The organism is Clostridium thailandense (assembly GCF_019207025.1).
In the GTDB taxonomy this organism is placed as follows: Bacteria; Bacillota; Clostridia; order Clostridiales; family Clostridiaceae; genus Clostridium_AM; species Clostridium_AM thailandense.
Genome location: NZ_JAEEGC010000162.1, coordinates 1 through 6,431 on the forward strand (window position 1 = coordinate 1; position 6,431 = coordinate 6,431).

Below are 6,431 nucleotides of genomic sequence, written 5' to 3' on the forward strand. Positions count from 1 at the left end.
TTAACTCATGCGTTTGCCCTGCCTATTCCTAAGAGTTAATCAATACTAGTGTAGAATCAAAAACTATGTTACGAATCTATATTAATTTCTCTTTTATAATAATTTTTCTCCATCTCTTATAACATGTAATGGCTGTTTACACATTACTTTAATATCCTCATCTGGATTTCCATCAACTATAATCAAGTCAGCAATTTTCCCAACTTTAATTGTTCCTAACTCTTCGCCATAGCCCGCTATTTCTGCACTATTTTTAGTTGCTTGCAATAACATGTCTATATTAGAAATTCCAAGATACTCTTTCCTAACGATAAATTCTAATCCTGGATGTTCTATAAATCCAGTCATAGGTATATCTGTTCCCCATCCTAACTTTAATCCTGCTTCATAAGCTTTCTTTAAACACTTAAATCCATAGTAAATTAATTCAGCTTTTTCATCATTAACATTTTTTGAAAGACCTTTTTCTCTCTCTTTTAGCATCAATGCTACTATAGATAGTGTCGGAATCAAAAACGTTTTGCTATTATTTTTCAACATCTCAATTGCTTTATCACTGACCATTGTAGCATGCTCTATTGTTCTAATACCGACTTCAATACATTTTTCTATGCCTTCAGAACCATGACAATGAACAGCAACATAAGTATTCTTAAGATTGGCAATCTCTTGAATCGTTTCTAACTCTTTTACAGTTGCAATTCTTTGACCCATTACACCACCATCATTTGTACCTGCACCTGTACCCATATATTTAAGGAAATCAGCACCTTTTTGTAATTCCTGTCTCGCAACTTTTCTTAATTCATCTGGTGAATCTACTTCAGCATATAGTTTTGGAAATGTTTTGTTCCCAGTTTCAGTAGGTGTTATAATGATTCCTGCAGCAATTATCCTGATTCCCTTAAGATCGCCACGATTAATAGCATTTCTCAAAAAAATTGCAGTATCCATTGTAGCACCAACATCTCTAATTGTTGTATAACCTTGCTTTAAATATTCATTAGAATATTTATAGCAGTCAAATAATTCTTCACCTAAATCCTTTAAAATTAATTCCGTATTGCATGTAAAACTTTGAAGATATAAATGTGCATGTAAATCCCATAATCCAGGCATCAATGTTTTTCCATTAGCATCAATGATTTTTGCATCGTTAATATTGAAATCAAATCCACACTCTTCGATATGTTTTATTTTATTTCCTTCAATCAATAAGTCAGCAAACTTATTATTGTATCCTTCTGTCAGTTCATTAATTAGTCTTGCATTTTTTATAATTATCATTATTTTCCCTCCATTTTATAATTAACTTATTACTTTTCCAGATTTATTATCTAATTTTAATAGATATTTGTCATAAATAATTCCAGTTACAAGTGCTATTGTTGCTGATCCAATAAGAATCATAAAAATATAGTTATAACCCTGATTTCCATGCTTGTCCAACAAGGATCCAAATAGTTTCCAAATATAGACATCAGAACTATATCCAATAGCAGAAACAATACCAACTACTGTACCTACTATCTCAACCGGAACTTTAGCTTCAGCCACAGGAACATACATGCAGCCTCTTGGCAGATTATTCACAACACAGAATATGAATACTGCCACTACTCCTAACACCATATACTTAGGGTTTTTAGGTAATATTAACAAGAATATACCAGCAGTAATTATTAATACAGATGTATAAATTAGTACTTTGGATGATTTTTTATATTTATCAATTAATGAACCACCAATCGGAGAAACAAACACACGGAAACCATACTTTATAGCAATTCCCAGTGCAGTAGCCCATGTTACTGGTACCATATAAACACTATTCAAAAATGGGTTAAGATATGAAGATCCAGAAATTATAACAAATAATGTAAACACAATTATGGAATTGAACCAGGTTACTGGCAATTTTAATGCTTGAGGTAATGCTTTAAAGTTAAATTTGCTTTCTGTTGATATCATATTAGACGCATTTTTTTCTGGTTTATACAATATGAGTATGAAGAAACCTATGATTATGCTAATTACACTATAACTGATTATGACATATTCGAAGTGTCCATTATTAGCTATATAGTTAGAGAATGTTAATAAAATTATGTAAGACAAAACTAAAGATACAATTCCGTAAAAACTTTCAAAAGCCCCAAAAAGCTTTCCTTGCTCATCATCATCACCCATCATTCTTATGCTTTTTACAAATGCAGACCAATAAAGCATAACTGAAGTTACTCCAAATGCCATGTATACAATTATTAGTGCATTATAATTCGGAAATGTGGCCATATATAATCCAAGTAAGCCTGTAGCAATATTAGAAAGAACCATTAATTTTTTTGGATTAAATTTATCGGCTACCATACCTCCAAAGAAATAACCAAGTAATGCAATTACACCATACATTGATAATAGTGTACCCATTTGTTCATTTGTCATTTGAAAAGCCTTTTGGAACGGTACATAAAAAAATGATGGCAAATAAACAATGTTCCAGATGCAAAGTCCACATGTCAATAAAAATACTGTTTGATACTTTTTTTTCAGTTCCAAAATAAAAACACCTCCATTAAATATTATACGCGTATAATTTTGTGTTAAATATATTATACATGTATAAATTCGTATGTGTCAATACAAAAGTATCAAATCATGATAACAATATTTGTTATATTTTTAGCTAGATGTATGATTAACATATTCAACTTTCCAAACTTAAAAAGCAAGTGAAAAACTTTTGCTTTCTAGGTTCTTTTAAATCACTTTGTTGATATTGAAATAAAAAATTTCACCTTTTCTGACAAAATATAAGGTAATCTAAACAATACATTTTAATTCAATTGTTCCAAACTCCTACTCAACTTTTTTAGAAAAACCGTTACTGCTTTTTAAGTTTGCATTTCTATGTGCCAAAAATAGAAAAGAACTATAAATGGATTAATAAATAATCCGCTTATAGTTCTTCTATACATAGAGCACGTAATAATCTAAGTTGCACCACTATAGATAACATGTATTACCTCACTATGATGTTTCCACCATAATAAAGCAGTTCATTACCTATAATAATGGTTCCTTCGACTATATAAAATATCTACACAACTATATATAATCTCTCGACTGTATATAACCATCTCAACACTCCATATAATCTTAACTCGACCCTATATCATAAGTTGGAACCTTAATATAATCAATTTTAATAGACTATATTAAAGCTTTCCCCCACAATATAGAATCTTCCCTCTGACTATATATAAGCTATTATATAATAACCTATATATAATCGTCGGCCGAATCATATACACCTCTACTTAGAAGCATATATAACTCTTGGCTCAACTGTTACATACCCTATGCTATTATAGTAACCTTTTTCTCTTCATTATATTCTGGTAATTTTTTCATTTTATTTTTCTATTTTCCATAAAACTTTTTTATTATATCATATTTATTATAAGATTTATTATAAGATTTATTATATAATATAAGAATATTATGTAATAGAGTTTTATCCACCACCTGTTCCATTCCGATTTATATACCAAAAACCGTTCTTTTTAAAGAATGCATAGTGATCTGGTCCTATTCCTGGGTTCTTACAAGAATAAAACTGACCATATTGCAGATCCATACCGTTCTTAAAAACATCGGTTGTAAACGCACCAATTAAATGTCCTGTAAAAAACAAATCAGTACGAATTAACCTTTCTGGTGTAGAATGGCAAAATAAATACATTCCAGTAAACACAACTATTGTTGTTATACATGAAATAATGCCATTTCTTAAAGCTTTCAATGAATTCCCTCCCCATATAAATCCTAATATTTTATTAATACACAATAAATTACACGGTCGTAATAATATTTGTAAACATTATACCAGAAATTACTATTAATTTACACTTTCTGGTTATTTCTACTGTAACAGATTTCAATTTTTATCTATTCCAATATACTGTGTTGGATCAACTAGGATTATATCTCCCTTTTTACCAAGAGCGGAGCACTGCTCTATTGGAATTATTGGTCTATTAAGTAGTGTGCTGTACTAAGAGGTTGCAGCTCCACTAGATGGGATAAACGCAGGTGCTCCACTAGTTCCATTTATTATAGCATCATCTATTTTAAAGCTCATTTCATCTGCTATAAAGTCATTTTCAAGTAGGAATCCACCTTCAGAAGCTACATGTTGCTGAGTTTTGGTAGTTACATATATCACTCTAAACACATTTAATAGCAAGGGTTTTATTCACTTTTTACTATATATTTACAGAATAACTTTTTACTATCTCTAATTAAGAAACACTTCATCACTACCTACTTGATTTATATATCTTTTTACTATTTTTTCTATATTCAAGCTATAAATTAGGTTTTGAGTATTTTTCGTGCCAACCTTTTTTGTCCGTTATAATCCGCTTTACTTTTCTATATCTAATCATAACATGATATTACAATTTATCATTATAAGTACTTATAATGATAAATTTCAATTTTATGCTTAATCAACATTGCCTCTGTTATGCTCTCCAATTCTGTAATAATAACCAAAAGTATATACTTGAATAATTACATCTATTACCATAATTTTATAGTTAGGTTCTAAAAAAAATTTAATTTTAATAGTTAATGCACAAACAATCCATCTAAAATAATGGGAGAATATATGACCAATAGTTCTTTTTTAACCAATACAAATAAAAAAATAATAAAAAGGATGATCAATGCATTTTTCTTGTAAAAAAAGGAATATTAAATTTCTATTAAGAGAGGAAAACTATTTACTATACTTCCCTTATGCCATAATAAGAATATAAGAGGGTTCAATCAAGTGTAATTTTATACTATGATTTACATGATTAAAGGAGAAGCTAATTATGATTAAAAGTGGGAAAAGATCTGAAAAAATAGAAGGCATATTGGCACTCACTATAGCAGTTTTGTTGATTATTACAGCGGAACTTACAACTGGTGTCTTAGTGAAGGCAAAAGGTAATAAAGTCACTACTGATTTTGTAGTAATAGCAAAAGAGAATGGATTGTGGTTAATAAATTTATCAAAAACAGATAAAGAAATGCTTGTAGATAAGGGTGGACTATTTAAGACCCCAAGTATTTCTCCAGATGGACAAAATGTTGCCTACATAAAAGATAAATCTCTTTATGTAGCTTCAATTGACTTGAATCAAGGCAAAAAAGAGATCATAAAGGTTTCAGAACAAGTGTTAAGTTATGGATGGGCAACCTCCAGTGATTTAGCATATTCAACAGAAAAAGGTGGATTAAATGGTTTTAATGCAACCTCTAAAAAATTCTCTTATTATATAAAAAATGAAGAGCATTATGAACAAATATCAGGCGATGGAAAAGGAACAATATATGCAAGTGTATTTAGTTACTATACAAAAGAAGGATATCAATATTACAAAGACAGAGGAATAATAAGCTACAATATAAAACTCGGAAAAGAAAAAGTGGTAATCCCTTCGGAGCCTATTAGTACGGATGCTAGTGACACAAAAAATTTGGGATTTCTCCCTGAGGTTGCAGGTATTTCAAAGGATGGAGCTTATGTATATATATGGTGTAAAGTTCACTCAGCTTCCATAAATTCTGATGGAGTTGGATTTGGTGTATATGAAGTAAAAAATAATAAGTTTACAGCTTTTAACAAGGAAAAAATCTTTGCTTTGGCTTATAGTGATAATTTAGCTATAAACCCTTTAGACGGAAGATTTCCAGATTTAAATAACGGCGGCGCAAGAAATATGAATATTAATAAAACCTTAGGCGTTGTAGATATACTAAGTGGAACCTTTACACCTATTTTACCTAAAGACATGATAGCAAGTACTGAAGCTTTGGGATTTACTGCTAAGGGAATGGTTACAATGACCCCAGACTTCTCACCAGATGGAAAAAAAGTTATTTTTTCCGCAGCAAATGCCAGTGAGAATATGGAAAAGTGGCATAAGGAGCCACACAATATATATACTGTGGACTTACAAAATAAAAAAGTAGAAAAAATAACGGAAGATAACAACTTTAATTTCTCTCCTACTTATATTTCAAAAGGAGAAGGAATTATATTTGCTAGAGTAATGGAAGGTAATACTATTTCCTTATGGAAATTACAAGGAAATAAAAAAGAAAGTGTAGCTACAGGTATCAAATTGGATGAACGCAGCTGGTACTATGGTCATTTTGACTTAACAAACAGCTTGGATATTTATGTTTCTTAAGAGTAGTACTCCATGTGAAAGGTGGAATTGATGGAGAAAAGAATATATTTAGAAAAATAGCGAGGCTGTTGCACTTAGATATCAACACCAGACACTTAACTTATACGCAGGGATATATTTACATTCTGGAAGACACATTTAAATACTTTTGACAAGTCTAAAGTATTTATAGTGCTGGAA

The 6,431-nt window shown here is 30.2% G+C and carries 5 protein-coding genes; 1 reads left to right on the top strand and 4 read right to left on the bottom strand.

Translation table 11 applies throughout. The features are described 5' to 3' along the window. Nucleotides 1-93 precede the first annotated feature (93 nt). The 4 genes from I6U48_RS25200 to I6U48_RS29920 all read right to left on the bottom strand — a co-directional run bounded on the left by I6U48_RS25200 (nucleotide 94) and on the right by I6U48_RS29920 (nucleotide 4,228). Nucleotides 94-1,287 (bottom strand): amidohydrolase family protein, encoded by a 1,194-nt coding sequence (locus I6U48_RS25200; RefSeq protein ID WP_218323234.1) that lies wholly within the window; start codon nucleotides 1,285-1,287, stop codon nucleotides 94-96. Nucleotides 1,288-1,308: 21 nt separating this feature from the next. Beyond that, a complete protein-coding gene (locus I6U48_RS25205; RefSeq protein WP_218323235.1) occupies nucleotides 1,309-2,559 on the bottom strand; it encodes an MFS transporter in 1,251 nt (416 codons plus the stop codon). 958 nt (nucleotides 2,560-3,517) lie between these two features. Next, nucleotides 3,518-3,805: a YjcN family protein gene (locus I6U48_RS25210; protein ID WP_246615548.1), complete on the bottom strand. Its 288-nt coding sequence runs from the start codon at nucleotides 3,803-3,805 to the stop codon at nucleotides 3,518-3,520. 252 nt (nucleotides 3,806-4,057) lie between these two features. After that, nucleotides 4,058-4,228 carry a hypothetical protein gene (locus tag I6U48_RS29920; protein ID WP_246615549.1) on the bottom strand — a complete coding sequence of 57 codons (171 nt, stop codon included), beginning with the start codon at nucleotides 4,226-4,228 and terminating at the stop codon, nucleotides 4,058-4,060. A 658-nt stretch (nucleotides 4,229-4,886) separates the two neighbouring features. Here I6U48_RS29920 and I6U48_RS25220 point away from each other — a divergent pair. Further along, a complete protein-coding gene (locus tag I6U48_RS25220) occupies nucleotides 4,887-6,251 on the top strand; it encodes a TolB-like translocation protein (protein WP_218323236.1) in 1,365 nt (454 codons plus the stop codon). Nucleotides 6,252-6,431: the final 180 nt, after the last annotated feature.

Excerpts from the sequence above, each read along its gene's own strand:
- I6U48_RS25220 (WP_218323236.1), top strand. The coding sequence starts at position 4,887 with ATGATTAAAAGTGGGAAAAGATCTGAAAAAATAGAAGGCATATTGGCA.
- I6U48_RS25200 (WP_218323234.1), bottom strand. The coding sequence starts at position 1,287 with ATGATAATTATAAAAAATGCAAGACTAATTAATGAACTGACAGAAGGA.